This window comes from Burkholderia sp. LS-044 (assembly GCF_004803625.1).
Classification (GTDB): domain Bacteria; phylum Pseudomonadota; class Gammaproteobacteria; order Burkholderiales; family Burkholderiaceae; genus Burkholderia; species Burkholderia cepacia.
Genome location: NZ_SSWO01000007.1, coordinates 169,209 through 194,059, shown reverse-complemented (window position 1 = coordinate 194,059; position 24,851 = coordinate 169,209). Strand labels below are relative to the sequence as shown.

Sequence of the window (24,851 nt, the reverse complement as noted above, 5' to 3'; positions counted from 1 at the left end):
GCAGGCGGCCTTTTCGTTTCCGGCTCGCGCGTCGGTCGGCCCGACGTCAGTCCTGCAGATTCCGCAGCGGATGCGTGTCAGGTGTCCACGGGCTGTCGAACATCGCGAGCACGTCTGCACGATCGATATCGGCGGACGACTTGAAGCGCCAGACCGGCTGGTGGTCCTTGTCGACGATCAGCGCGCGCACGCCTTCGATCACGTCGCCGCGCGCGAACGTCGAGCGTGTGAGGTCGAGATCGCGCCGCAGGCAATCGGCCATCGTCGCGCCGCGTGCACGTTCGACGACTTCCAGCGACACGGCCATCGACAGCGGCGACAACTGTTCGCGCATCGCATGGGTCGCCTTCTCGACCCATCCGTCGACGGCCGCGCAATCCTGCTCGGCGTCGAGCGACGCGAGAATCGCGACGATGTCGGGCTGCGCGAAATGCCGGTCGATCCCCGCGCGCGCGTCGGCCAGCGCCGACGTGTCGAGCGTCGGCACGACCTTGTGTGCGGCGGCCGCCTCGGCTACGCACGCGACGGCCTGCTCGCCGCTGTCGATGCGCGCGTGACGCAGCGTGTCGAGCAGCGCCGGCAGCGCGGCATCGGGCAGATAGACGTCGGCGAGCTGCGCGTACAGCGCGCCGGCCGCGTCGAGCGTCGCGCCGGTCACGGCGAGATAGCGGCCGATCGCCCCGGGTGTGCGCGCGAGGAACCAGCTCATCCCGACGTCCGGGAACAGGCCGATACGCGTTTCCGGCATCGCCATCTTCGTCGAGTCGGTCACGACACGCAGGCCGCCCGTATGCCGCGCCGCCTGCGAAATGCCCATGCCGCCGCCCATCACGACGCCGTGCATCAGCGCGATGTAAGGCTTCGGATAGGTGAAGATCGCGTGGTTCAACGTGTATTCGTCGATGAAGAACGTATCGACCGCATCGCGGTCCCCGCGCTGCCATGCGTCATGGAAGAAGCGCACGTCGCCGCCCGCGCAGAACGCGCGCGGATGCGGGCTGTGCACGACGATCGCGACGACCTCGGGATCGTCGCGCCACGCGTCGAGCGCCTGCTGCATCAGCCGGATCATGCCGACCGACAGCGCGTTGAGCGCCTTCGGGCGGTTCAGTTCGAGAAAGCCGATGCGGTTCGCGACGTACGCGCGTACGTCGGGCTGGGCGGATTCGGCGGAAACGGCAGCGGAAGTGGGAGTGGAATCGGTCATGAGGGCCATCCGGCAAATGGCAGTCGCACGCTCAGTGCGCCTGCATCTTCGAAAACAGGTTCAGCACCACGACGCCCGCGATGATCAGGCCGAGGCCGATCACGGCCGGCAGGTCCGGCACCTGGCGATAGAGCAGCATCGCGACGAGCGTGATCAGCACGATGCCGGCACCCGACCAGACGGCATAGATGATGCCGACGGGCATCGTGCGCAACGTGAGCGACAGGCAGTAGAACGCGATGCCGTAGCCGGCGACGACGAGCGCCGACGGCCAGAAGCGCGTGAAGCCGTCCGCCGCGCGCAGCGCGGACGTGCCGACCACTTCCGCGACGATCGCGATCGCGAGCCATGCGTAACCGGGAAGCTGCATCGCTCAGTTCCTTGCAAGGGCCAGCACGGCGTAGTCGTGGCCGAGCTCGGCACACAGCACCTCGACGACGAATTCGTGATCCGCGCGCTGCGGCAGCCCGGACGCGGTGATCGAGCCGATCACGCCGGCGCCGGCGACGGTCAGCGGAAACGATCCACCGTGCGCCGAATATTCGGCGATCGGCAGCCCGTGCTTGTCCGCCAGCGTCGCGCCCGCCTGCTGCATGCGCAGGCCGATGGCGTACGAACTGCGGCGGAAATGGGCGACGACGTTGCGCTTGCGGCGCACCCAGTCGGCGTTGTCGGGCGTGGCTCCGGCGAGCGCCGCGTAGAACAGCGGCTGGCCGAACGTGACGATGTCGAGCGCGACCGCATGGCCGCGAGACGCCGCGAGCGCATGCATCCGGTTGCCGAGCGCCCACGCGCGGGCCGGGTCGAAATGGGGAAACACGAGCGCCTGTTCCTGCGCGCCGATCGATTGCAGATCGTGAGCGATGTCCATGAATCCGTCGATGCAGTAATGAGAGTTGCAACGGCGCCGATGCGATCGCGCACGGCGTCGCTGGCGAAGAGGCGAAACAAACCGTTCGATTCTAGCGCACGCGCCCGACGTACCGTCCCTACAAGACACGACACGCGATTGTCAGAAAATGCTTGCACACGTTCGGGTAACTCCTTATAATTCATTTCTTCGACGGACGCGGGGTGGAGCAGTCTGGCAGCTCGTCGGGCTCATAACCCGAAGGTCGTAGGTTCAAATCCTACCCCCGCAACCAACGTCCCGATTCATGCAAAAAGCCCGGCTCAGTGCCGGGCTTTTTGTTTTTCCGTCGCATTTCCCTCCCCTCTTCGCGCATCGGCACCTTCCGCTTCGCGCGACACGCGGCCGGCATGCGCAGGCGTTCAAGAATGCCGCGACCCGGTGATACACTCGCATCACCTCGTCCCTTCCACTCGACATGAAATTCTGCTCCGTCTGCGGTCACGAAGTCATCGCGCGCATTCCTCCGGGCGACAACCGCGAGCGCTTCGTCTGCGATCACTGCGGCACGATCCACTACCAGAATCCGCGCAACGTCGTCGGAACGGTCCCGGTCTGGGGCGATCAGATCCTGCTGTGCCGCCGCGCGATCGAACCGCGCTACGGGTTCTGGACGCTGCCCGCGGGCTTCATGGAAATGGGCGAGACAACGGCCGAAGCCGCCGCGCGCGAAACGCTCGAGGAAGCCGGTGCGCGCGTCGAGGTGCAGAACCTGTTCACGCTGCTCAACGTGCCGCACGTGCACCAGGTCCACCTGTTCTACCTCGCGCGGCTCACCGATCCGGGATTCGAAGCCGGCGAGGAAAGCCTCGAAGTGAAGCTGTTCGACGAAGCCGACATCCCGTGGGACGAAATCGCGTTCCCGACCGTCAGCCAGACCCTGCGATTCTTCTTCGCCGATCGCGCCGCCGGCGACTACGGGGTGCACACCGGCGATATCTTCCGCTCGCTGCGCAACGGCTGAGCCCTCGCCCCATGGTCCCCTGGCTCGGCCCGGACGATCCGTTTCCGCCCATCGAACGCGCGCTCGGCCCCGCAACCGGCGCGCCGGGGCTGCTCGCCGCGAGCGCCGACCTGCTGCCGTCGCGCCTCATCGACGCATACCTGCGCGGCATCTTCCCGTGGTATTCGGACGGCCAGCCCGTGCTGTGGTGGAGCCCCGACCCGCGCATGATCCTCGTGCCGGCCGAGTTCAAGGTGTCGCCTTCGCTGCGCAAGACGCTGAAGCGCGTGCTGCGCGAGCCCGAATGGGAAGTGCGCGTCGACCACGACTTTCCGGGCGTGATGCGCGCCTGCGCGCAGGCGCCGCGCCGCGGCCAGCGCGGCACATGGATCACGGCCGAGATCATCGATGCATACACGTCGCTCTACCGGTCCGGCAACGCGCACAGCATCGAGACCTGGCACGACGGGCGACGCGTCGGCGGCCTGTACGGCGTGTCGTTCGGGCGGATGTTTTTCGGCGAGTCGATGTATGCGGACGCGACCGACGCATCGAAAATCGCGCTGGCCACGCTCGTCGCGCACCTTCGCGAGCAGGGGCTGGAAATGATAGACTGCCAGCAGAATACGTCGCATCTAGCGTCGCTCGGCGGCCGCGAGATCGCACGCAAGGCCTTTGTCGCTCACGTGCGCAGCGCGGTAGCCGAACCGCCGATTCCGTGGCAGTTCGACAAGCGCGTGCTCGCCGCGCTGACGGGCCGCGCCGAAACGGCGCCCCCCTCCGGGATCGAGCGCTAGCGCGGCACTCCCTCCCTGCAACGAGAGCTGCCCATGACTCATCCGACTGAGCTGCCGCTTTCACCGCTTTCGGCGCTGCAATTCTATGCAACGGCGCCCTATCCGTGCAGCTATCTGGACGGCCGCGTCGCGCGCTCGCAAGTCGCGACGCCGAGCCACCTGATCAATTCCGACATCTATACCGAGCTCGTGAAGGCCGGCTTCCGGCGTTCGGGCGTCTTCACATACCGTCCGTACTGCGACGGCTGCCGTGCCTGCGTGCCGGTGCGCGTGCCCGTCGACGCGTTCGCGCCGTCGCGTACGCAGCGCCGGATGTGGAAGCGGCACCGCACGCTCGTCGCGACGGTTTCGCCGCTGCACTACGACGAAGAGCACTACGCGCTCTACATGCGCTACCAGTCCGCGCGCCACGCGGGCGGCGGCATGGATCGCGACAGCCGCGACCAGTACGAGCAATTCCTGCTGCAGAGCCGGATCAATTCGCGCCTCGTCGAATTCCGCGATCTCGACACACCGGGCGGCGAGCCCGGCAGGCTGCGCATGGTCAGCATGATCGACATCCTCGGCGACGGGCTGTCGTCCGTTTACACGTTCTTCGAGCCCGACGACCAGCACACGAGTTACGGCACCTACAACATCCTGTGGCAGATCGAACAGGCCAAGAGCCTCGGCCTGCCCTACGTGTATCTCGGATACTGGATCCGCGAGAGCCCGAAGATGGCCTACAAGGCGAACTTCCACCCGCTCGAAGGGCTGATCGACGGCCGCTGGAAGATACTCGATCCGGATCGGATCGACCTGCCGCCCGTCGACGCGGCACTGGCCCGCGCGCCATTGCCGGGCGGACATTCCGGCTCGGGCTGACGCGCGCTGCGGGGGCGAGGACGCGAAGCGCGCCCCTGCCGCTCAACTCCCGGTAAAATAGCGGGTTGTCATCCATTCCGGCTGTCCGCCCTATTCCCGTGTTCAGTTCCCTTTATCCGCTGGCCCGCGCATCCCTGTTCAAGATGGATGCGGAAGACGCTCACCACCTCACGCTGCGCGCGCTCGGCGCGGCCGGCCGCACGGGCCTTGCCTGCGCGCTGTCGGCCCGCGTGCCCGACGCGCCGCGCACCGTGATGGGGCTCACGTTCCGCAACCCGGTCGGCCTCGCGGCAGGCCTCGACAAGGACGGCGCGGCCATCGACGGCCTTGCGGCACTCGGCTTCGGCTTCATCGAGGTCGGTACGGTCACGCCGCGCCCGCAGCCCGGCAACCCGCGCCCGCGGATGTTCCGCCTGCCGCAGGCCGAGGCGCTGATCAACCGGATGGGCTTCAACAATCACGGTGTCGACCAGTTCGTGAAGAACGTCCAGGCCGCCCGCTATCGGGGCATCCTCGGCCTGAACATCGGCAAGAACGCCGATACGCCGATCGAGCGTGCCGCAGAGGATTACCTGTACTGCCTCGAGCGCGTGTACCCGTTCGCGAGCTACGTAACGATCAACATCTCGTCGCCGAACACGAAGAACCTGCGCCAGTTGCAGGGCGCGGGCGAGCTCGACGCGCTGCTCGCGGCGCTGAGGGACAAGCAGCAGCGCCTCGCCGACCTGCACGGCAAGCTCGTGCCGCTCGCGCTGAAGATCGCCCCCGATCTCGACGACGAACAGGTCAAGGAAATCGGCGACACGTTGCTGCGCCACAAGATCGAGGCGGTCATCGCCACCAACACGACGCTGTCGCGCGCGGCCGTCCAGGGCCTGCCGCATGCGGACGAAGCCGGCGGCCTGTCGGGCCGCCCCGTGTTCGACGCGTCGAACGAAGTGATCCGCAAGCTGCACGCCGAAGTCGGCAGCGAAGTGCCCATCATCGGCGTCGGCGGCATCTTCTCGGGCGAGGACGCCCGTGCGAAGCTCGCGGCCGGCGCAGCGCTCGTGCAGCTCTATACGGGCTTCATCTACCGCGGCCCCGCGCTCGTCGCGGAGTGCGTGAAGGCCGTCGCCAGCGAACGCGCCGCGTAATATAGGCATAAACAAACGATATTTAGAGGTCGATTGCATTTTTGCTATCATCGGCCCTCATTATCAGAATCAATGACCCGGACAGGGCAAGGAAACACACGATGAAGATTGCGCTGCTGAAGAAGCTGCTGGTTGCCGGCCTGATCGGCACGTCGCTCGCTGCCGCCACCGCGCATGCGGCCGACCTCCTCGACCAGGTGAAACAACGCGGCACGCTGCGGGTCGGCCTCGAAGGCACGTTCCCGCCGTTCAACTCGAAAAACCCGCAAGGCGAACTCGTCGGCTTCGACGTCGACATCGCGAAAGCCGTGGCCGCGAAGCTCGGCGTGAAGGCGGAATTCGTGACGACCGAATGGAGCGGCATCATCGCGGGTCTGCAGGCCGGCAAGTTCGACGTGATCTCCAACCAGGTCGGCATCACCGACAAGCGCAAGGAAACGCTCGACTTCTCGCCGCCTTACACGTTTTCGTCCGCGCAGCTGATCCAGCGCAAGGACGACACGCGCGAGTTCAAGTCGCTGGATGACCTGAAGGGCAAGAAGCTCGGCGTCGCGCTCGGCACGAACTACATGGACATGGCGAAGTCGGTGCCCGGCATCGACGTGAAGACGTACCCGGGTGCGCCCGAGTACCTGCGCGATCTCGCGGCCGGCCGCCTCGACGCCGCGCTCAACGATCGCCTGATGCTCGCGTACCTGACGAAGAATTCGCAACTGCCGCTGCGCCCGGGCGCGAACGTCGGCTCGGCGAACCCGTCGGGCATCCCGTTCAAGAAGGGCAACCCGAAGTTCCAGAAGGCGATCGACGACGCGATGGCGCAACTTCAGGCCGACGGCACGTTCACGAAGATCTCGGACAAATGGTTCGGCATCGACGTGACGAAACCGATCAAGTAAGCACGCCTGCATTTCCCGCCTGACGGCGGGCCGGAAAGGGCGGCATCCGTGACGATGCCGCCCTTTGTTTTATTCGTCCGGTTTATGATTGCGCTTTCGCGCACGCATTCGATTCGTATTCCATGTCGACAACGTCCCTGCTCGTCCAATCGCTGCCGGTGCTCGCCCAGGGTGCCGTGCTGACCGTCAAGTTCGCCGTGCTGTCGATGGTGTTCGGCCTGCTTGGCGCCGTCGTGCTCGCGATGATGAGCATCCGGCAAAGCGAAGCGCTCGACGGCTTCGAACGCATCTGGGTCAACGCGCTCGCGTGGCTGGCACGCGCGTACGTGAGCCTGATGCGCGGCACACCGCTGCTCGTGCAGATCTTCGTCATCTATTACGGGCTGCCGAGCCTCGGCATCTCGCTCGACCCGACGCCCGCCGGCGTCATCGCGCTGTCCGCGAACGTCGCGGCTTACATGTCGGAAAGCATGCGCGGCGCGATCAACGGGATCGCGCGCGGTCAATGGCTGGCTGCGTACAGCCTCGGGCTGTCGTGGGGGCAAACGCTGCGCTACGTGATCGGTCCGCAGGCGCTGCGCATCGCGGTGCCGAGCCTGTCGAACAGCCTGATCAGCCTGATCAAGGACACGTCGCTCGTGTCCGTGATCACCGTGACCGAACTGCTGCGCAGCGCGCAGGAAGTGATCGCGGCGACCTATCAGCCGCTGCCGCTTTATCTCGCCGCAGCGGCCGTGTACTGGATCCTGTGCCAGATCCTCGAATGGGTGCAGCGCTGGTACGAAAAACGCCTGTCGCTGCCGTCGCGGCACTGAGCACCGGCCGTTCGCCGGGCCGCCCGCGTGCGCCCGGCGCCTTCCTTCCCGCTTACTCGCCCGAATAGCGCACGCCGAGCGCCGCTCGCGCGGCATCGGTCATCGCGATCATCTGCCGCGAATGATCGTGCGTCATGATCGGGCTTTCGGTCTTGCCCGCGCGCAGCAGGTCGCAGAAGTGTGCGGTCTCGTAGTTCAATCCGCCGCCTTCAGCCGGCGCGTCGAGTTCGACGGTGCGCCCGTCCGCATAGCTGATCGTCGCGCGCACCGGGTTCCACCACTTCTCGTGAATCGTCACGTGGCCGCCGGCTGCGGCGATCAGCGCGTCGCCACGCCCCATCACGTCGAGCCCGCAAAAAAGCTGTGCGATCCCGCCGTGCGCATGCACGCTGTTCAGGCTCGCGAACAGGTCGACACCCGTCGCGCCGACGCGGCCGAGCGTCTGTACGTCGAGCGCCGCACCGAGCCAGTCGACCGCGAGAAAGGCCTCGTAGATCCCGATATCGAGCAGCGCACCGCCCGCGCGATCGAGGCGATAGACGGAATGATCGCCGGGTACCGACGACGACGCGCACCCTGCCCGCACGAGCCGGATCTCGCCGATCGGATCGTCCTGCAGGTGCGCGCGCAACTGACGGTACAGCGGGAAGAACGGCGGCTTCATCGCCTCCATGAAAAGCTGCCCGGCGTCGCGTGCCGCCTGCAGCACGGTGTCGAGCTGCGCCGCGTTCAGCGTCGCGGGCTTTTCGCACAGCACGGCCTTGCCGGCGGCAAGCGCGGCCAGCGTGTACTGCGCGTGACTGTCATGGAGCGTCGCGATGTAGACCGCGTCGATATCGCTCGCGAGGAGTGCTTCGAGGCTTGCGGCAAGTGAACCGCCGTGCGCGCCGCAAAAGGCTGCCGCGGCGTCTGCGCGGCGGGCCCAGGCACCGGCGAGCGTGGCGCCCTGCACATGTGCGAGGCTTTGCGCGAAGCGGCGCGCAATGCTGCCTGCGCCGATGATGCCGAAGCGCACCGGGCGATGGTCGTTGTCGTTCATCCTGATCTTCCGTGTCGGTCGTATGACGGTGGCCGGCACGCTGCCGGCCGGACGTCATGATAAACGGCCCGGCGGCACACGGATGAGCGAAACGCGCCGCGTCAGGCGCGCATGGGCACGTCGACGGAGAAGTCGCGCGAGATCTCGTCGGCGCTGAAATCGATCAGCGCGAGCGAAGCGGCTTCGGCTTCGCGCGGATCGCGCCGCTCGATTGCGTCGACCACACGCGCGTGCGCCTTCACCACGACATCGTGCGCGCCCTCCTTCTGCACGACACGCGGATTCACGAGGCGCACCGCGCCGCGTACGATCGCCGCCATCTGCTGGAAGAACTGGTTGCCGCTCGCCTGGACGATCCGCGTGTGCAGCAACTCGTCCGCCGTGTCGTAGCCGGAATCGCCCGGCTGCAGCACCTTGAATGCATCGAACGCTTCACGGATGCCGGCGATGTCCGCCGCCGTTGCGCGCACCGCCGCCTGCGCGGTCGCGCGCGGTTCGATCAGCATCCGGAATTCGATGACGTCGCGCATGAACTGCGGATCGGGTTTCGCCCGGAAGCGCCAGCTCACCACGTCTTCATCGATCATGCGCCAGTCGCGCATCGGCCGCACGCGCGTGCCGACTTTCGGACGCACGTCGAGCATGTCGCGCGCAAGCAACATCGACAACGCTTCCCGCATCACGGTGCGACTCACATCGAACTCTTTCGACAGCACGTCCTGCGGCGGCAAGATGCCGCCGTACTTGTCTTCGACGATACCCGAGACAAGCCCATCCATCACTTTGGCGACCAGTGACCGGTCTTTGCCCTGCTCCATGACACCTCCCCGTGCGTCGATTTGCGAACACCTGCTCCGCAGTTCCGCCGGCCCTGGTTACGACTGTTCTTATGATCTATAAGTTGATGAGTTCGAGGACATTTCGCTATCTGGTAAACACCTGACAGGGTTATCCCTCTTTTTGACGGGGTGATTTATACGGCTAAAAATAAGGCCCGGGAAGCGCATTGCGCCTACCGGGCCCCGAATTCCACAAGATTTAAACATTCAGTTCATTACGGCACATGGCGCACCGTTACGGACTGCTTTCTATATCTTTCAATTAGCCGAATAAACGATCGTTTCAACGCCGTTTTCCGTGCCGAGCAAGCACAGATTCGCGCCGCGCTCGGCGAACAGGCCGACCGTCACGACGCCCGGCCATGCGTTCACCTGCGCTTCGAAGCCGCGCGGGTCAGCGATCTGCAGCCCCTTCACGTCGATGATCTCGTTACCGTTGTCGGTGATGTACTGCGCACCGTCCTTCGTCACGCGCAGCACGGGCACGCCGCCGAGTGCGGTCACGCGCCGGCCGATCGCCGTGCGCGCCATCGGCACGACTTCGATCGGCAGCGGGAACGCGCCGAGCACCGGCACGCGCTTGCTGGCGTCAGCGATGCAGACGAACGTGTCGGCCACCGATGCGACGATCTTCTCGCGCGTGAGCGCACCGCCGCCACCCTTGATCATCGCGCCGCCGGCGTCGATCTCGTCGGCGCCATCGACGTACACCTGCAGCGAGTCGACCTCGTTCAGGTCGAACACCTTGATGCCGTGCGATTTCAGGCGTTCGGTCGTGGCGACGGAGCTCGACACGGCGCCGCGATAGCGTGCCTTGACGACGGCGAGCGCGTCGATGAAGCAGTTGGCGGTCGAGCCGGTGCCGACGCCGATCACGGCGCCTTCCGGCACGTTCTGGATCACGTAATCGGCGGCGGCCTGGCCGACGAGGCGTTTGAGTTCGTCTTGAGTCATGGAGTGGTAAAGCTGCGGGATTGCGGAAAACCGCCAGTTTACCGGAGTCGGATGGCAGCCCGCGTTTTTCGGCGTGCGGTGCGGGTTCAGGGCTCACCTGCCGCAGGCGCATAGTCCGCGGGTTGCGTGCCGGCGAAGTACTTGTCGAGCAACGCCTGCGCGATCGCATCGGTTTCGGCGTCAGGATCACCTGTGTAGTCGGCCGGCCTGAAATGCATCTGAAACGCCGCGAACACGCGTCGCGTACGTGCGTCGAGCACGCCGTCGGTGGCCACGTCGTAGCCGTAGCGCGCGAGCTTGAGCTGCAGTTCGCGCACGTCGACCGGCGCATGCGGATCACGACCGGCGAGCCGCGCCGCCACGGTCGCGGCGTCCGGCCACGCACCGACGCCGGCCTGCGCCAACGCGTGCCACGGGAACAGCGGCCCCGGATCGATCTTGCGTTGAGGTGCGATGTCGCTGTGCCCGACCACACGCGTCGGCGGAATCGCGTAGCGCGCAACGATGTCCTTCGACAGCCGGGTCAGTGCGGCGACCTGCTCGGGCGGATACGGCTGCCAGGTGCGGTTCTGCGGATCGAGCGGGCCGCGGTTCACGTTCTCGATGCCGATCGACACCGCGTTCAGCTCGGTCGTGCCCTGCCACTCGCTGACGCCCGCGTGCCATGCGCGCTCCGATTCCGGAACGAGCTGGTAGACGACGGGCAGCCCGCGCTCGATGCGCGGCTGCGGCGGGATCACGTAATGCACGCTGACCGAATCGCCCGTCAGCGTGCGCAGCGATTTCGCCTCGTCGCTTTCGGTGTAATGCATCACGAGAAAGCGGATCCGCGAATCGGCACCACGCGCGTGCAGGCTCGTGTCGGCATAGTAGGTGCCGCGTTCGACGAGCGTCGGCGACGTGCAGGCAGCCAGCAGGCACAGCACGGCGCAGGACGCGCCTATGCGGAACAGGGTCATCGGTCGCGTGCTCCGGAGGGCCGCGTACCGCACCGGATCGCGGCACACGTCGTTCGGGTCATTCGAGGCCCGCGCAAGCCGCGCGGGACGGGCTGCGTCAGCCCTTCACGCGCCGCTGGCGCACGGCTTCGTACAGGCACACGCCGCTTGCGACCGACACGTTCAGGCTTTCGACGCTGCCGGCCATCGGAATGCTCATCACTTCGTCGCAGGTGTCGCGCGTGAGCCGGCGCATGCCTTCGCCTTCCGCGCCCATCACGAGCGCGACGGGGCCGTCGAGCTTCGTTTCGTAGAGCGTTGCCGAGGCTTCGTCCGACGTGCCGATGACCCACACGCCGGCGTCCTTCAGCTCGCGCAGCGCACGGGCGAGGTTCGTCACCGTGATGTACGGCACCGTATCGGCCGCGCCGCTCGCCACCTTGGCGGCGGTCGCGTTCAGGCCGACCGCACGGTCGCGCGGCGCGATCACCGCGTGCGCACCGGCCGAATCGGCGACACGCAGGCATGCGCCGAGGTTGTGCGGATCGGTGACGCCGTCGAGCACCAGCAGCAGCGCGGGGCCCTGAATCCCGTCGAGCAGCTCGGACAGGTTCTGCGCGAGCGGGATGTCCTCGACACGCGCGACGACGCCCTGGTGGCGCTCGGTATGCGCGAGGCCCCACAGGCGCGTTTCGTCGGCCGCGATCAGCCGCACGCCCGCTTCCTTCGCGGCGTGCAGGAAGTCCTGCATGCGGCGGTCGCGGCGCGTCTGGTCGTACAGCACCTCCGCAACCGTCGATGCATCGTGCCGCAAACGTGCGGTCACCGCATGAAAACCGTAAAGAACCTTCAGACGTGACATGACTGGAACAACCTTCGATCAAACGTGCGGCCGCGCGACGCGCGCAGCCGCGATCCATGGAAAAGGAAAGCGCCGCGTTGCCGGCCGATGACCGGTTACGCGGCGTCTCTCGATACTGCAGGGCGTGCACATGGCGCCGCCCCGAACGCTCAATACTTCTTGCGGGCGCGGGTCTTCTTCGCGGTCGGCTTCGCCGCCGCACCGCCGCCGCCGTTGCCGGCACTACCGCCCTTCTTCTTCGCGGCGGCACGCGCGGCGCGCGCGTCGTTCACCGCGACGCTCGGCGCGCTCGCGGCCTTCTTGCGGCGCGGCGCGGGTTCTTCCGCCTGCGGCAGAGCACGGACACGCGGGCCGTTACGGTCGATACCGCCGCCAGCCGAAGCCGGCGCGGGCGACGGGCGCGGCGCCTTCACCGGCGTATCGCGCACGAGGCGGAAGTCGATCTTGCGTGCGTCGAGATCGACACGGCTCACCTGTACGCGCACGCGATCCGACAGGCGATAGCGGATGCCCGTCCGTTCGCCGCGCAGCTCGTTCTTGATTTCGTCGTACTGGAAGTAGTCCGAGCCGAGTTCGGTGACGTGCACAAGCCCTTCGATGAAAAGCGTGTCGAGCTGCACGAAGATGCCGAACGACGTGACGCCGTTCACCATCCCGCCGTACTCCTCGCCGAGCTTGTCGCGCATGAAGTAGCACTTGAGCCAGGCCTCGACGTCGCGCGATGCTTCGTCCGCGCGGCGCTCGTTCGCCGAGCAGTGCAGGCCGAGTTCTTCCCAGATCGCCGTATTCGGGCGCGAGCGGCCGCGCGTTTCGTCGTCGGCCTGCTGCATCGCACGGGCGCGTGGCGACAGCGCGGTGTTCAGCTCGAAGCCGTCCGGCGCCTTCGGCACGTATTTCCTGCCGGACAGGATCGCGTAGATCGCGCGGTGCGTGAGCAGGTCCGGATAACGGCGGATCGGGCTCGTGAAGTGCGCGTACGCCTCATAGGCCAGGCCGAAGTGACCGATGTTGTCCGGGCTGTAGACCGCCTGCTGCATCGAGCGCAGCAGCATCGGCTGCAGCATCTGCGCATCGGGCCGGTCGCGGATCTGCGCCATCAGCGCCGCGTAGTCGCTCGCATGCGGCTTGTCGCCGCCGCCGAGCGACAGGCCCATGCCGCGCAGGAACGCACGCAGGTTCTCGAGCTTCTCCGGCGTCGGTCCCGCGTGCACGCGGTACAGGCCCGGATGCTTGTTGCGCTTCAGGAAATCGGCCGCGCAGACGTTTGCGGCCAGCATGCATTCCTCGATCAGCTTGTGCGCGTCGTTACGCTGGCGCGGCACGATCTGCTCGATCTTGCCCTGCGAGTTGCAGACGATGTAGGTCTCGGTCGTGTCGAAGTCGATCGCGCCGCGCTTCTGCCGTGCGGCGAACAGCGACTTGTAGACGCCGTACAGATCCTGCAGGTGCGGCAGCAGGTCCGCGCGGCGCGCGGCCTCCGGCCCCTTCGTGTTCGACAGCACGGCCGCGACTTCGGTGTACGTGAGGCGCGCAGCCGAATGGATGACGGCCGGGTAGAACTGGTACGCCTTGATCTCGCCGCGCCCGGTGATCACCATGTCGCACGCGAGCACGCAACGGTCGACCTGCGGATTCAACGAGCACAGGCCGTTCGACAGCTTCTCCGGCAGCATCGGAATCACGCGACGCGGGAAGTAGACCGACGTGCTGCGCTCGAGCGCGTCGGCATCGAGCGCGCTTCCAGGCTGAACGTAATGCGACACGTCGGCGATCGCGACGATCAGCCGGTAGCCGTCGCCGCGGCCGACCTTCACCGGCTCGCAGTAGACGGCATCGTCGAAGTCGCGTGCGTCCTCGCCGTCGATCGTCACGAGCGGCACGTCGCGCAGGTCGACGCGGAAACGCAGGTCGGTCGGCCGCACCTTGTCGGGCAGCGCGGCGGCTTCGTCGAGCGCCGGCTGGCTGAATTCGTGCGGGACGCCGTACTTGCGCACCGCGATTTCGATTTCCATGCCCGGATCGTCGATGTCGCCGAGCACCTCGACGACACGGCCGAGCGGCTGCGAATGGCGGCTCGGGAAATCGGTCAGCTCGACGACGACGACCTGCCCGACCTTCGCCTTCTTCACGTTCTGCGTGATCAGGATGTCGTGGCCGATGCGCTTGTCTTCCGGTGCGACGATCAGCGCGCCGTTCTCGTTGAGCAGGCGGCCGATCACGCGCTTGTTCGCGCGCTCGGTGACTTCGACGACGTGCCCTTCCGGGCGGCCGCGGCGATCGTAGCCGACGATCCGCGCGAGCACGCGATCGTTGTGCATCACCTTCTGCATTTCGCCGTTCGGCAGGAACAGGTCGTCCTGGCCGTCGTCGCGGATCACGAACCCGTAGCCGTCGCGATGCCCTTGCACGCGCCCGGCGACGAAGTTCGACGGATGGGTCAACTGGTAGTGGCCGCGCTTGTCGAGGCGGATCTGGCCGTCGCGCTCCATCGCGGCGACACGCCGGAAGAACCCCTCGCGCTCCTGACGCTTGATCGACAGTGCTTCGGCGATGTCGTTGGCGGCCAGCGGCGCGTCGCTCGTACGCAGCACGCCGAGAATTTCTTCACGGCTCGGAATGGGGTACGGATATTTGCTCAAGGGTTTGTCGATGATTGTTCTCGTTGCGTTGACTGATGGTGCACGGCATCAACATAGAGGTGTCCTTCAGACAGTTCTATATTGACGGCGGCGGGTCATTCTATCACCCGCCTGTGTCGCCAAATGACGGGGAATGCCGCCGACAGGCGCGGTGGAGCCCGGTTTGCGGTGCATCGCAAAAAAGTGTTGACACGATTAATTGGGGCGCTATAATTTCGCTTCTTTGCAGCAAGCAGCTACTGCAAAACGTGCCCAGGTGGCGGAATTGGTAGACGCACTAGGTTCAGGTCCTAGCGGTGGCAACATCGTGGAGGTTCGAGTCCTCTCCTGGGCACCATCTGTTTTCTAAAAAGGTCGGCTTCTAGCCGACCTTTTTTCATTTCAAGCCCAGGAAGCAAAGCACCTGCGCGCTTTGCGCGAGGACTCGAAAGGCTGCGCTTGCAAGCGCAGCCGGGGTCGCGCATGTGTGACCGAGTCCTCTCCTGGGCACCATCTGTTTTTTTGAAAAGATCGGCTTCCAGCCGGCCTTTTTTCATTCTCAGCGCCAGGAAACAGGCGCCCGGCTTACTCGCCGATGAACTTGCGCAACAGCCGGGTCAGCTCGTCGAACTCGGACTTCGAAAATTTCCGCAAGCGGGCATTGAGCACCTTCGGCGCAATCTCCGGAATCTGCGCGGCAACCGCCTGCCCCGCTTCGGTCAGCGCGAGGTTCACCACCCGCCGATCGCTCACGCTGCGCGAACGCTCGACGAGCCCCTTGTCCTCCAGCTTGTCGAGCACGCGCGTCATCAGCCCGGTGTCGACGCCGAGCAGCTTCGACAATTCGAACGGCGTCGCCGCGCTGCCGGTCCGCAGGGACAGCAGGATGCCCATCTGCTGCGCCGTGATATCGAGATCCTTCAACGCCGCATCCATCTCGGACGTGATCAGGTTGCGCGCTTTCACGAGCACAAACCCCACGCTTTCGGTGTGCAGGAAATTCTTCGGCGTGTAGTGTTCCATCGTGCTCGCTGAGTCGCATATTGTTGACCCACACAATAATTGCGACATCACGATTTTTCAAGACACACGGCACCCCGCATACGCCCCGCCCGCACCGGCTCAATGCCCGCCGGCCGCCGCGGCTCCGGCTGCCACCCCCTTGCCCGGCTTCGTCACCCAGACCAACGGGATGATCAGCACGAAAATCACCGACGATAGCCAGAAAACGTCGTTCAGCCCCAGCATCGTCGCCTGCGCATTCAACGTCGTCTCGAGGAACGTCAGTGCCTTCGGCGCACCGGCATCGAGCGCGCTCTGCACGCCGGCAACCGCGCTCGCGAAGATCGGATTGTTCACACTGCCCTGCTCGGCGAGTTGCGCGTGATGCAGGATCGTGCGGTCGTTCCAGGCGGTGCTCGCGAGCGACGTGCCGACCGCACCCATGAAGACGCGCGCGAAATTGGACAGGCCGGCCGCCGCCGGGATGCGCTCGGGCGGCAGCCCCGACAGGATGATCGACGTGAGCGGCGTCATGAAGAACGCCGTCGGAATGCCCTGCAGTAGCGTCGGCACCACGAGCGTCCATGTATCGACGCCCGTCGTATAGCGCGAGCGCATGAAAAACACGCCAGCAAACCCGAGAAACGCCAACGTGACGAGCACACGCATGTCCGATTTCGGCATCACCTTGCCGACCATCGGCGCGAGGATCACCGCGAAGATACCGAGCGGCGCGGTGACGAGGCCCGCATTGACCACCGGATAACCGAGCGAGCCCTGTATCCATTGCGGCAGGATCACGAGGTTGGCGAAAAATACCGCGAACGCAATCGAAATCGCCACCGTTCCGCCGAGGAAATTTCGTTGTGCAAACAGCCTGAGATCGACGATCGGACGCGCCTCGGTCAACTCCCAGATCAGGAAGAACACGAAGCCGACCACCGCCACGATGATCAGGATCCAGATCGTCGACGAATTGAACCAGTCGAGATCCTTGCCCTTGTCGAGCATGACCTGTAGCGCGGCGACCCACACGACCAGCGCGATCAGCCCGACCTTGTCGATCGGCAGCTTGCGGGCCGGCGTTTCCCGGTTGCGATAGAGCGCCCAGATCACGGCGGCCGCGAACAACCCCACGGGCACGTTGATGTAGAAGATCCACGACCAGCTGTAGTTGTCCGTAATCCAGCCGCCGAGCGCGGGGCCGGCAATCGGCCCGACGGTCGCAGTCATCCCCCACAGGGACAGGGCGCTCGAACTCTTCTCCTTCGGGAACGACGCCAGCAGCAACGCCTGCGACAACGGCACGAGCGGCCCGGCCACGGCACCCTGAACGATCCGGGCGGCGAGGAGCACGGTCAGGTTGGGCGCGAGCCCGCACGCAGCCGACGACAGCACGAACAGCAGGATCGCGCAGACGAACAGCCTGACCTGCCCGACCCGCTGCGTCAGCCAGCCGGTCAGCGGGATCGACACCGCGTTGGCCGCCGAGAACAGCGTGATGACCCACGTGCCCTCGTCGATGGACACGCCCAGATTGCCGGAAATGGTTGGAATCGCGACGTTGGCGATCGACGAATCGAGAACGTTCATGAACGTGGCGAGCGCCACTGCCAGCGTTCCCAGCATAAAGCGGGCGCCGGTCAGGGGCGCCGGCGTACCCGGACTTTCGGACGGCTTCATCGGATGTCCTTCTGATCGGGCGCCACGCGAACAGCCCCGGCGCCGAGCAAAATTAACTGACAAGTCAGATACGTGATTGAAAAAAAGCGATCGACGTGCCGCGCGGGTGTTGCTCACGCTTACGTCAATCGCTGACTTTGATATTTCTGCGATGACTATATTTGACTATGCAATCAAATGCAACCCGAAGGCATCGATCGACCGCACATGTATGGACGCGCCGCGATCACGGGCGGCCCCGCCCTTATGCCCGCCAGCAGGATCGATAGCAGAATTTATCGGTTATCGTCCGCTCGCCCTGTTGGTACGTTAGCCGGCTCGCTTCAATGCAACGAACCAGACAAGGAGCACGATCCATGACGCCGATGAACCGCCGCGCATTCGCGCGCGCGATGCTGGCCGCAGGCCTCACTGCCGCCGGCGTCCGAGTGCGCGCCGAGAACGCACCCGATGTGCTGCGCATCGGCTACCAGAAGTCGTCGACACTCATCACGCTGCTCAAGACGCGCGGCGCGCTCGAGCAGGCGCTGGCGCCGCTCGGCTTGCGCGTGTCATGGCATGAATTCGCGAGCGGATTGCCGCTGACCGAAGCGCTCAACGTCGGCGCCGTCGATTTCAGCGCCGACGTGGCCGATACGGTCCCGGTCTTCGCACAAGCTGCCCATGCGCGCTTCGTGTACGTCGCACAGGAAGCGCCTTCGCCGAAAGCGCAGGCGATCATCGTCAAGCAGGACAGCACACTGCGTACGCTCGCCGATCTCAAGGGCAGGCGCATTGCGGTCACGAAGGCGGCCGGCAGCCATTACCTGTTGCTTGCCGCACTCGCACGCGCGAAGCTCGGGCCGGCCGATGCGACGATCCACTACCTGACGCCCGCGGACGGCCGCGCGGCGTTCGAGCGTGGCAGCGTGGACGCATGGATCACGTGGGATCCCTATGTCGCATCGGTCGACCGCAATCCCGACGTACGGATTCTCGCCGACGGCAACGGACTCGCGTCATACCAGCGCTACTACCTTGCGTCGACCAGCTTCGCCACTGCGCGGCCCGACGTCGTCCAGATCCTGTTCGACCAGTTGTCGCAGGCCGGCACGTGGCTGCGCGACCACCCGCAGGACGCAGCGAATACGCTTGCGCCGATCTGGGGGCTCGACGCGGCGACGATCGCACGCGCGAACGCGCGGCGCAGTTATCTCGTTCGCGCCGTGGTCGCGCAAAACTTCGGCGAACAGCAGAAGATCGCCGACACGTTCCTCGCGGCCGGACTGCTGCCGGCGCGAGTCGACACGAGTCAGGCGCAGCGCTGGAACTTCGACGCGAAACGCGCGATTCCGGTCGGCGCGTGAGAATCCGTCGCACGAGGGGCAATATTTTTATCGCTTTGAATGAAATTGTGTTGACAGGCTGCGCCGACACGCTAGAATAGCGGTCTTCGCATCGCAGCAAGCGAAACGTGCCCAGGTGGCGGAATTGGTAGACGCACTAGGTTCAGGTCCTAGCGGTGGCAACATCGTGGAGGTTCGAGTCCTCTCCTGGGCACCATCTGTTTTCTAAAAAGGTCGGCTTCTAGCCGACCTTTTTTCATTTCATGCCCTGGAAGCAATGCGCTTGCTTGCTCCGAGCGGGGCGTCGAAGGGCTGCACTTGCAAGCGCGACTCGGGTTACACATGTGCGACCCAGCCCCTCCTGCCTGACCTTCCACTTCCCAAAAAAGCTCGTTCCAGTCGGCCCGCCTGCATTCCCGGCATCCGGAAGGGATCAGCCCGCGCGCATCCGCCCATCACAAGTTCGATGATGCACGTCGGTCGACCGCCGCGATGTTTGCGCACCTCGCTCGATGCCCAAACAAATCCGTCAAATTATTTTCGTTCGCGACCTCAAATCCTGTTGACAGCCGCCAAAGACGCGCTATAATTTCGCTTCTTTGCAGCAAGCAGCTACTGCAAAACGTGCCCAGGTGGCGGAATTGGTAGACGCACTAGGTTCAGGTCCTAGCGGTGGCAACATCGTGGAGGTTCGAGTCCTCTCCTGGGCACCATCTGTTTTTTGAAAAGGTCGGCTTCTAGCCGGCCTTTTTTCATTTCCGGCTCCGGAAGAACCTCCCCCTCATCTTCGCGAGCAGACCCAGCCGCTTCGATTTGCGCCGCCAGCGCAAGCAAACCGCGACGGCATGCTGCGAATCCGGCGACAACCCACTACCCCGGGTTCATGCCACCACCCACGCCACCTTCTGCCTGAATGACCGGCTTCCGCGATCCATCCTCGATTCCGGATGCCCCGCACTACCATCCCCGCTCCCACCTCAAACCGGGATTTCCCTAGGCTGACATGTCGGCGTTCACGCGGTTAAATAAATCAACGTGATTTATTTAATGCGCCGCTGCGCGGCGCGCCATGGAAGGAGACGCCATGAGAAGCCCGCACTTCGGCCAGGGCAGCAATTCGGCCAACGTGCGCCGTTACAACGAGCGCCTGCTGCTGAAGACGCTGCGCCGCGCAGGCAGCGCGTCAAAGGCCGACCTCGCCCGCCTCGCGAACATGACGGGCACGGCGGTCGGCAGCATCATCACATCGCTCGCCGACGCGAAGCTGATCGAATTCGCGGGCCGCACCGAAGGCCAGCGCGGTCAGCCGGCTTCGCTGATTCGCCTCGACCCGCGCGGCGCGTTCGGCATCGGCGTCCATCTCGACCGCATGCGCATCGAAACGGCGCTCGTCAACTTCGCGGGCGACGTGCTCGGCCGCCGCTCGCACGACACGCTGCTGCCCCCGCCCGCCGACGTGCTCGAGATCGTCCGCCACGACATCGAAGCGATGCAGGCCCTGCTCCCCGACCACGAGCGCGCCCGCCTGGCCGGCATCGGCGTCGCGCAGCCCTACAACCTCGGCGCGTGGATGCGCGAACTCGGTCTCGCACCCGACACGTTCCGCGCGTGGGAAGACGTCGATTTCGCAAGCGACCTCGGTCGCATGCTGTCGCTTCCGGTATTCGGCGAAAACGACGGCAACGCGGCCGCGATCGCCGAGCTCTTCTACGGATACGGCCGGCAGTGCGACGATTTCGTCTATCTGTTCATCGGGCCGGCGATCGGCGGCGGCATCGCGATCGACGGCGACTGCCTGCGCGGCGTGACCGGCAACGCGGGCGACATCGCCGTGATCCCCGTGCCGCCGAGCCGGCTCGCTTCCGCGCCGCCGCCGCGTGGCCCGTGGGACATCCTGCTCGCGCGCGCGTCGCTGCATGCGCTCGTGCGCCATCTGCGCCATCACGGCGAGACGGTCGACAACCGGGCCGATCTCGAAGCCTGCATCGCTCGCGGCCTGCCCGCCGTCGACGAATGGATCGACGATTGCGTCGACGCCCTCGCACCTGCGTTGCGCGCGGTGCTGTGTGTGGTCGATGCGCCGGTGGTCGTGCTCGACGCCGATACCGACGCAGGCCTGCTCGACGCGGTGACAACGCGCCTGCGTGCCGCGCTCGTGGCCACCGCGCCCGAAGCGCGCGGCACGCCGGTGCTCGTACGCGGCACATTCGGCGCCGACGCCGGCGCGATCGGCGCAGCCACGCTGCCGATGTATTTCAACTTCTCCCCGCGGGCCGGCATCCTCAAGGGCGCCCGCACCGACTCGCAGGAGGTCAACCATGTCGCGATCTGAGTCGCCCCGTCCGCTGCTCGAGATGCGCGGGATCAGCAAGACGTTCCCGGCCGTGCGCGCGCTCGACAACGTGAGCCTGACCGTCTATCCCGGCGAGATCCACTCGCTGATGGGCGAAAACGGCGCGGGCAAATCGACGCTGATGAAAATCCTGTCGGGCGCATACCGCGCCGACGCCGGCGGCGAGATCCTGATCGACGGCGAACGCATCGACATCGACGGCCCGCTTGCCGCGCGCGATGCGGGCGTCGCGGTGATCTACCAGGAGCTGTGCCTGTCCCCGAACCTGAGCGTCGCGGAAAACATCTACATCGGCCGCGAATTGCGGCGCGGCAACCGGCGCTGGGGCACGATCGACCGCGCGGCAATGGCACGCGGCTGCGAGGACGTGCTCGCGCGCCTGGGCGCATCGTTCGGGCCCGACACGCTCGTCGGCACGCTGTCGATCGCGGAACAGCAGCTCGTCGAGATCGCGCGCGCCGTGCACACCCGCGCACGCATCCTCGTGATGGACGAGCCGACCACGCCGCTGTCGTCGCGCGAGACCGAACACCTGTTCCGCCTGATCCGCCAGTTGCGCGAGGAAGGTCTCGCGATCATCTACATCAGCCACCGGATGGCGGAGATCTACGAATTGTCCGACCGTGTGTCGGTGCTGCGCGACGGCACGTATGTCGGCACGCTCGAGCGCTCATCGCTTTCGGCCGAGCGTCTTGTCGCGATGATGGTCGGCCGCGACATCTCCGGCTTTTACAAGAAGGAACACGCGCCGTACGACCCCGGCCACCTGCTGCTGTCGGTACGCGACATCGCTGACGGCGCGCGCGTGCGCGGCTGCAGCCTCGACCTGCACGCCGGCGAAGTGCTCGGCATCGCGGGGCTCGTCGGCGCAGGCCGCACCGAGCTCGCGCGGCTGATCTTCGGCGCCGAACCGCGCGTGCGCGGCAACGTGAAGGTGGGCGAACGCACGTTCGGCGCGCACTCGCCGCGCGACGCGATCGACGCCGGCCTCGTCTACCTGACCGAAGACCGCAAGCGCCAGGGCCTGTTCCTCGACATGAGCGTACGCGACAACATCAACATCTCGGTCTGCAACCGCGATGCGCGGCTCGGGGCGCTCGACCTCGCGCGCGGCGCCGAACGTGCACGCGACGCGATTGCATCGCTGTCGATCCGCGTCCCCCACGCGAACGTCAACGTCGGCGCGCTGTCAGGCGGCAACCAGCAGAAAGTGCTGCTGTCGCGCCTGCTCGAAACGAAGCCGCGCGTGCTGATCCTCGACGAACCGACGCGCGGCGTCGATATCGGCGCGAAATCCGAGATCTACCGGATCATCAACGAACTGGCCCGCGCCGGCGTGGGTGTGATCGTGATCTCGAGCGAACTGCCGGAGATCATCGGCGTCGCCGACCGGGTGCTCGTGATGCGCGAAGGCGAGATCGCGGGCGAGCTCGGCGGCCACACGCATACGCCCATCACGCAGGAAGCCATCATCGCGCTCGCCACCGGCTCGCAGGCCGAACTCGCCGACGCGCACTGAGCCCGCCCTTTCAGTTCACTCTTACATTCAGGTTACCGACATGATCAACCCGACCAAGCAGCGGAACCTCGCTTCCGCGACGGCCCATCCGGTGGGCAACCGTACGCCGCTGTTGCGCGGCGCCGATCACCGCGCCCGCATGCAGTCGCTCATCCGCACCGCCGGCATGCTGCCGGTGCTGCTGGTTCTGTGCATCGGCTTCGGCTTCCTGACCGACGGCTTCTTCACGCTGCAGAACCTGTCGATCGTCACGCAGCAGGCGTCGATCAACATCGTGCTCGCCGCCGGCATGACCTTCGTGATCCTGACGGGCGGCATCGACCTGTCGGTCGGCTCGGTGCTCGCCGCCGCGGCCGTCGCGGCGCTGCTCGCGTCGACCATTCCGGGCTGGGGCTGGCTCGGCGTACCGTTCGCGCTCGTCGTCGGCCTCGTGTTCGGCGCGATCAACGGCGGCCTGATCTCGTTCCTGCGCCTGCCGCCGTTCATCGTCACGCTCGGCGCGATGACGGCCGTGCGCGGCGTTGCGCGCCTGATCGGCAACGACACCACCGTGTTCAATCCGCAGTTGCCGTTCGCGTTCATCGGCAACGGCACGATCCTCGGTGTGCCCTGGCTCGTCGTCATCGCGTGCGCGGTCATCGCGATCTCGTGGTTCATCCTGCGCCGCACGGTGCTCGGGATGCGCATCTATTCGGTGGGCGGCAATCCGGAAGCCGCGCGCCTGTCGGGCATCAACGTGCGGGCGATCCAGATGTTCGTCTATGCGGCGTCGGGCCTGCTCGCCGGGCTCGGCGCGGTGATGTCGGCCGCGCGGCTTTATGCGGCAAACGGCCTGCAGCTCGGCCAGTCGTACGAACTCGACGCGATCGCCGCGGTGATCCTCGGCGGCACGAGCTTCGTCGGCGGCGTCGGCTCGATCGTCGGCACGCTGATCGGTGCGCTGATCATCGCGGTACTGACGAACGGCCTCGTCCTGCTCGGCGTGTCCGACATCTGGCAGTACATCATCAAGGGCCTCGTGATCATCGGCGCCGTTGCGCTCGATCGCTATCGCCAGCGCGACTCGGCGCGCACCTGACCCTTCCCGTCGATTCAACCTTGCGGCGCAGGCCGGTTCGCCTGCGCCCGTTCACCAACAAACCTCTCGGAGACACAACGACATGCTCAAGCACAAAGCCGCCCTGACCGCCGTCGCCTGCGCACTCGCCTTCGGCGCTTCCGCCGCACACGCGGCCGACAAGCCGCTCAAATCGATCGGCGTCACGGTCGGGTCGCTCGGCAATCCGTACTTCGTCACGATCGTCAAGGGTGCCGAAGCACGCGCCAAACAGCTCAATCCGAATGCGAAGGTCACGGCCGTCTCGGCCGACTACGACCTGAACAAGCAGTTCACGCAGATCGACAACTTCATCTCCGCGCACGTCGACATGATCCTGCTCAACGCGACGGATCCGAAGGCGATCGAGCCGGCGGTGAAGAAAGCGCAGGCGGCCGGCATCACGGTCGTCGCGGTCGACGTCGCCGCGGCGGGCGCAAACGCGACCGTGCAGACCAACAACGTGAAGGCCGGCGAACTCGCGTGCGACTACATCGCGAAGAAACTCAACGGCAAGGGCAACGTGATCATCGAGAACGGCCCGCAGGTATCGGCCGTGATCGATCGCGTCAACGGCTGCAAGGCCGTGCTCGCGAAAAACGCCGGCATCAAGGTGCTGTCGAGCGACCAGGACGGCAAGGGTTCGCGCGAAGGCGGAATGAATGCGATGCAAGGCTACCTGACGCGCTTTCCGAAGCTCGACGCTGTGTTCACGATCAACGACCCGCAGGCGATCGGCAGCGACCTCGCCGCGAAGCAGCTGAACCGTCCGGGCATCGTGATCACGTCGGTCGACGGCGCACCCGACATCGAAGTCGCGCTCAAGTCCAACACGCTCGTGCAGGCGTCGTCGAGCCAGGATCCCTGGGCCATGGCGCAGCAGGCGGTCAACGTCGGCTACGGGATCATGAACGGCCAGAAGCCGGCCAATCCGATGATCCTGATCGAGCCGACGCTCATCACGCGCGACAACGTGAAGACCTACAAGGGCTGGAGCTCGCCGCGCTGATCGCGCCGCCTGTCCGCCCGCGCAACCGGGCGGTGCCGGGCCGTGT

At 65.9% G+C, this 24,851-nt stretch carries 22 protein-coding genes and 4 tRNA genes; 15 read left to right on the top strand and 11 right to left on the bottom strand.

The features are described from left to right. Nucleotides 1-46 precede the first annotated feature (46 nt). The 3 genes from E9536_RS19965 to E9536_RS19955 are packed head-to-tail and all read right to left on the bottom strand — an operon-like array spanning nt 47 to nt 2,078. Entirely contained in the window at nt 47-1,207 is a 1,161-nt protein-coding gene (locus E9536_RS19965; protein WP_136470439.1) for an enoyl-CoA hydratase/isomerase family protein, read from the bottom strand. A 31-nt stretch (nt 1,208-1,238) separates the two neighbouring features. Further along, on the bottom strand, nt 1,239-1,577 hold the full coding sequence (locus tag E9536_RS19960) for a multidrug efflux SMR transporter (RefSeq protein ID WP_021161565.1): 339 nt from the start codon (nt 1,575-1,577) through the stop codon (nt 1,239-1,241). Nucleotides 1,578-1,580: 3 nt separating this feature from the next. After that, complete coding sequence (locus E9536_RS19955) at nt 1,581-2,078, bottom strand: heme-degrading domain-containing protein (RefSeq protein WP_027787634.1); 498 nt, start codon at nt 2,076-2,078, stop codon at nt 1,581-1,583. Between the two features lie 197 nt (nt 2,079-2,275). On the opposite strand from E9536_RS19955, the gene E9536_RS19950 reads away from it, so the two are divergent. The 7 genes from E9536_RS19950 (at nt 2,276) to E9536_RS19920 (ending at nt 7,568) form a co-directional block, all read left to right on the top strand. Continuing rightward, nucleotides 2,276-2,352: transfer RNA gene (locus E9536_RS19950), tRNA-Met, on the top strand. 183 nt (nt 2,353-2,535) lie between these two features. Next, the gene (locus tag E9536_RS19945) at nt 2,536-3,081 is read left to right on the top strand and encodes an NUDIX hydrolase (protein ID WP_021161562.1); all 546 of its coding nucleotides are present in this window, start codon (nt 2,536-2,538) and stop codon (nt 3,079-3,081) included. A gap of 11 nt (nt 3,082-3,092) precedes the next feature. Next, nucleotides 3,093-3,857, top strand: coding sequence for a leucyl/phenylalanyl-tRNA--protein transferase (gene aat / locus E9536_RS19940; RefSeq protein WP_021161561.1), 765 nt, complete (start codon nt 3,093-3,095; stop codon nt 3,855-3,857). 33 nt (nt 3,858-3,890) lie between these two features. Further along, nucleotides 3,891-4,721, top strand: a complete 831-nt coding sequence (locus E9536_RS19935; RefSeq protein ID WP_021161560.1) for an arginyltransferase — start codon at nt 3,891-3,893, stop codon at nt 4,719-4,721. 98 nt (nt 4,722-4,819) lie between these two features. Beyond that, entirely contained in the window at nt 4,820-5,857 is a 1,038-nt protein-coding gene (locus tag E9536_RS19930; RefSeq protein WP_136470438.1) for a quinone-dependent dihydroorotate dehydrogenase, read from the top strand. 101 nt (nt 5,858-5,958) lie between these two features. After that, nucleotides 5,959-6,753 (top strand): cystine ABC transporter substrate-binding protein, encoded by a 795-nt coding sequence (locus tag E9536_RS19925; RefSeq protein ID WP_027787637.1) that lies wholly within the window; start codon nt 5,959-5,961, stop codon nt 6,751-6,753. A 122-nt stretch (nt 6,754-6,875) separates the two neighbouring features. Then, the gene (locus E9536_RS19920) at nt 6,876-7,568 is read left to right on the top strand and encodes an amino acid ABC transporter permease (RefSeq protein WP_027787638.1); all 693 of its coding nucleotides are present in this window, start codon (nt 6,876-6,878) and stop codon (nt 7,566-7,568) included. 52 nt (nt 7,569-7,620) lie between these two features. Here E9536_RS19920 and E9536_RS19915 read toward each other — a convergent pair whose 3' ends face one another. The 6 genes from E9536_RS19915 to rnr form a co-directional block, all read right to left on the bottom strand. Beyond that, nucleotides 7,621-8,607: a Gfo/Idh/MocA family oxidoreductase gene (locus E9536_RS19915; protein ID WP_136470437.1), complete on the bottom strand. Its 987-nt coding sequence runs from the start codon at nt 8,605-8,607 to the stop codon at nt 7,621-7,623. A 101-nt stretch (nt 8,608-8,708) separates the two neighbouring features. Next, nucleotides 8,709-9,425 (bottom strand): FCD domain-containing protein, encoded by a 717-nt coding sequence (locus E9536_RS19910; RefSeq protein WP_027787640.1) that lies wholly within the window; start codon nt 9,423-9,425, stop codon nt 8,709-8,711. A 279-nt stretch (nt 9,426-9,704) separates the two neighbouring features. Beyond that, nucleotides 9,705-10,400, bottom strand: a complete 696-nt coding sequence (gene rpiA, locus E9536_RS19905; protein WP_136470436.1) for a ribose-5-phosphate isomerase RpiA — start codon at nt 10,398-10,400, stop codon at nt 9,705-9,707. Between the two features lie 86 nt (nt 10,401-10,486). Continuing rightward, nucleotides 10,487-11,359, bottom strand: coding sequence for an N-acetylmuramoyl-L-alanine amidase (locus tag E9536_RS19900; RefSeq protein ID WP_136470435.1), 873 nt, complete (start codon nt 11,357-11,359; stop codon nt 10,487-10,489). Between the two features lie 97 nt (nt 11,360-11,456). Then, complete coding sequence (gene rlmB, locus E9536_RS19895) at nt 11,457-12,200, bottom strand: 23S rRNA (guanosine(2251)-2'-O)-methyltransferase RlmB (protein WP_021161555.1); 744 nt, start codon at nt 12,198-12,200, stop codon at nt 11,457-11,459. Nucleotides 12,201-12,349: 149 nt separating this feature from the next. Then, nucleotides 12,350-14,839, bottom strand: a complete 2,490-nt coding sequence (gene rnr / locus E9536_RS19890) for a ribonuclease R (RefSeq protein WP_027787643.1) — start codon at nt 14,837-14,839, stop codon at nt 12,350-12,352. Between the two features lie 250 nt (nt 14,840-15,089). Between rnr and E9536_RS19885 the strand changes: the two genes are divergently transcribed. After that, a tRNA-Leu gene (locus tag E9536_RS19885) sits at nt 15,090-15,176 on the top strand. A gap of 227 nt (nt 15,177-15,403) precedes the next feature. On the opposite strand, the gene E9536_RS19880 is transcribed toward E9536_RS19885, so the two are convergent. Then, the gene (locus tag E9536_RS19880; RefSeq protein ID WP_027787644.1) at nt 15,404-15,841 is read right to left on the bottom strand and encodes a MarR family transcriptional regulator; all 438 of its coding nucleotides are present in this window, start codon (nt 15,839-15,841) and stop codon (nt 15,404-15,406) included. Nucleotides 15,842-15,940: 99 nt separating this feature from the next. Beyond that, a complete protein-coding gene (locus tag E9536_RS19875) occupies nt 15,941-17,503 on the bottom strand; it encodes a DHA2 family efflux MFS transporter permease subunit (RefSeq protein ID WP_136470434.1) in 1,563 nt (520 codons plus the stop codon). Between the two features lie 356 nt (nt 17,504-17,859). Between E9536_RS19875 and E9536_RS19870 the strand changes: the two genes are divergently transcribed. The 7 genes from E9536_RS19870 (at nt 17,860) to E9536_RS19840 (ending at nt 24,805) form a co-directional block, all read left to right on the top strand. Further along, the gene (locus tag E9536_RS19870) at nt 17,860-18,849 is read left to right on the top strand and encodes an aliphatic sulfonate ABC transporter substrate-binding protein (protein WP_124918352.1); all 990 of its coding nucleotides are present in this window, start codon (nt 17,860-17,862) and stop codon (nt 18,847-18,849) included. Nucleotides 18,850-18,958: 109 nt separating this feature from the next. Then, nucleotides 18,959-19,045 (top strand) — tRNA-Leu (locus E9536_RS19865). A gap of 409 nt (nt 19,046-19,454) precedes the next feature. After that, nucleotides 19,455-19,541, top strand: a tRNA-Leu gene (locus E9536_RS19860). Between the two features lie 371 nt (nt 19,542-19,912). Continuing rightward, the gene (locus E9536_RS19855; RefSeq protein ID WP_059700361.1) at nt 19,913-21,160 is read left to right on the top strand and encodes an ROK family protein; all 1,248 of its coding nucleotides are present in this window, start codon (nt 19,913-19,915) and stop codon (nt 21,158-21,160) included. Beyond that, nucleotides 21,147-22,700 (top strand): sugar ABC transporter ATP-binding protein, encoded by a 1,554-nt coding sequence (locus E9536_RS19850; RefSeq protein WP_136470433.1) that lies wholly within the window; start codon nt 21,147-21,149, stop codon nt 22,698-22,700. The genes E9536_RS19855 and E9536_RS19850 overlap by 14 nt, the downstream gene beginning before the upstream one ends. Before the next feature lie 40 nt (nt 22,701-22,740). After that, nucleotides 22,741-23,778 (top strand): hypothetical protein, encoded by a 1,038-nt coding sequence (locus tag E9536_RS19845; protein WP_021161550.1) that lies wholly within the window; start codon nt 22,741-22,743, stop codon nt 23,776-23,778. A gap of 82 nt (nt 23,779-23,860) precedes the next feature. After that, entirely contained in the window at nt 23,861-24,805 is a 945-nt protein-coding gene (locus tag E9536_RS19840; RefSeq protein ID WP_059700109.1) for an ABC transporter substrate-binding protein, read from the top strand. Nucleotides 24,806-24,851: the final 46 nt, after the last annotated feature.